At 64.9% G+C, this 1801-nt stretch carries 1 protein-coding gene; it reads right to left on the reverse strand.

What is annotated here, in order from left to right; translation table 11 throughout:
- The coding region (locus EB084_24705; protein ID NDD31465.1) for a hypothetical protein at window positions 1-1718 on the reverse strand (1718 nt) is incomplete at its 3' end.
- Window positions 1719-1801 lie beyond the last annotated feature (83 nt).

Here is a 1801-nt window from a genome sequence, read left to right on the forward strand (position 1 = left end):
ACCGCGAACATCTCGGTGCTGGTGCCGTCGCTCGACCGCTTCAGCGTGTACGTGGCGCGGGTCTTGATGCCGTACAGCCAGAGGTCGCCCTTGAACTCGTTCGAGTTCGGATCGACGTTGATGGGATCGGCGCCCTTGAAGCTCACCGAGATCTCGCCATTGGCCCACACCCAGATGGTGATGGGCACCTCAAGCACCCAGACGAACTTCGCGGTCACCGAGAACTTGAGCAGGTAGTTGTCCCACGTGTTGCTCTTCGAGCGCTCGAACACGGCTTTGCCCAGCTGCAGGGCGAAACCGATGCTCGAGACGGCCAGGGGCGAATACTTCGCAATGACGCTCTTCGCCTGAATGAGGAACAGACGCCGACCGAAGTTCAGCTCGGCCAGCGCCTCCATGAGCTTCACATTGATGATCCACACGCTCACGCTCACATCAGACGTGCCCGACAGCCCCCAGCTCTCAAGGCCCTGGTAGAACCACCGGGTGGCGCAATCGGCGTTGAGCGAGAGAACGCTGGCCAGACCGAGCTCGAGGACGAATGCGCACGCACCGTTGAGAATGAGGGGGCGCCCCCCATCGGCGGGAAAGTGCTCGAGATCGATGCCCTTGGGCGTGAGGCTCAGGATGGGCGGAACGATGTAGAACTTGAGGCTCTTGGGAACCACGTCGCTGTGCAGGCGGAAGCGGAAATAGAGCTTGCTGGTGTAGCGCACCAGAACCGAGATGGCCTCGTTGCCCACGGTCATGTAGTCGGTGAACTTGAAGACGAACCCATCGCCGAGCTGCAGCTCGAGCCCTGGAACCTGGGTGCTGGCCTCGAACAGCACGCCGCTGTAGCGATCGGTCTCGGTCTTCTGCGTGCCCAGCAGCGCGTGATAGAGATTGACGTTGCTGCCGCCGAAGTTCAGGTAGATCCCCACCGACCCTATGCCGAGCAGCCGATAGCGGCCCAGCTTCGCATCGAGCACCTGGCCGAGCTCGTTCTCGTTGGCCTGCAGCCACTGCCCCACGGCCTCCTGGCCGAAGATGCGAAACGGCTTGACGCCCCCCTTGTATGTTCCGGTGAAGAACCAGTACCCCTTGTCCTCTTCGCCATGACCGTTCTCTGCCTCGACCGCGCGCTTTCCCCAGAACGCCTTCTTCTGCTCGAGCCGGGGCGCCGCGTCGAGGGCCAGCGAAGACAGCTCGTTCGTGAAGTACGACTTCACGTTCACATAGCGGGTCTGCCACGACAACGTGCCCCCGCCGATGTCGACCTTCTCCCCCACCAGCGGGGCGTTCCGCGCATAGACGCGCATGGCCGGGTCTCCCAGCACCACGTAGCCCATGGGCACGCGCGCCGCCCACGTTCGTGGTGCGGTCATGCGCAGGCGCATGGGATTGACCTGCCCGGAGGCTTCGAGCAGCTGCGATCCCGGATGAGACACCAGCCCTTCCAACAAGCGCCTCGGTTCTGCCTGGGCGATCTGATCCGGCACGAAGGCCTGCGCCGTCAGCGGGTCTTGTCCCTCCGCCGCGCGCATCCAGGCCGTGGCCGACATCTGCACGGCGAAGATGCCGACGTGGGCCAATGGGTACATCGGCGCCCCCCCCGTGCGCAGCGCGGTCGAGAGCAGAGACAAAGAGACATCCGGCGCGCATTCCGAACCCAGCTCCGCATCACAAGCGCGAGAGACCGTGCGCCAGGTGCGACCCCCGTCTGCCGCGTGCAGCACGGGGCCAGGCGCAGCGGTCCTCCCCTCGCCGCCCGACGCCGACACCGCACCCGGGGAGGCGGCCTTCGCCCCAGGCTTCCCAG

The organism is Pseudomonadota bacterium, assembly GCA_010028905.1.
In the GTDB taxonomy this organism is placed as follows: Bacteria; Vulcanimicrobiota; Xenobia; order RGZZ01; family RGZZ01; genus RGZZ01.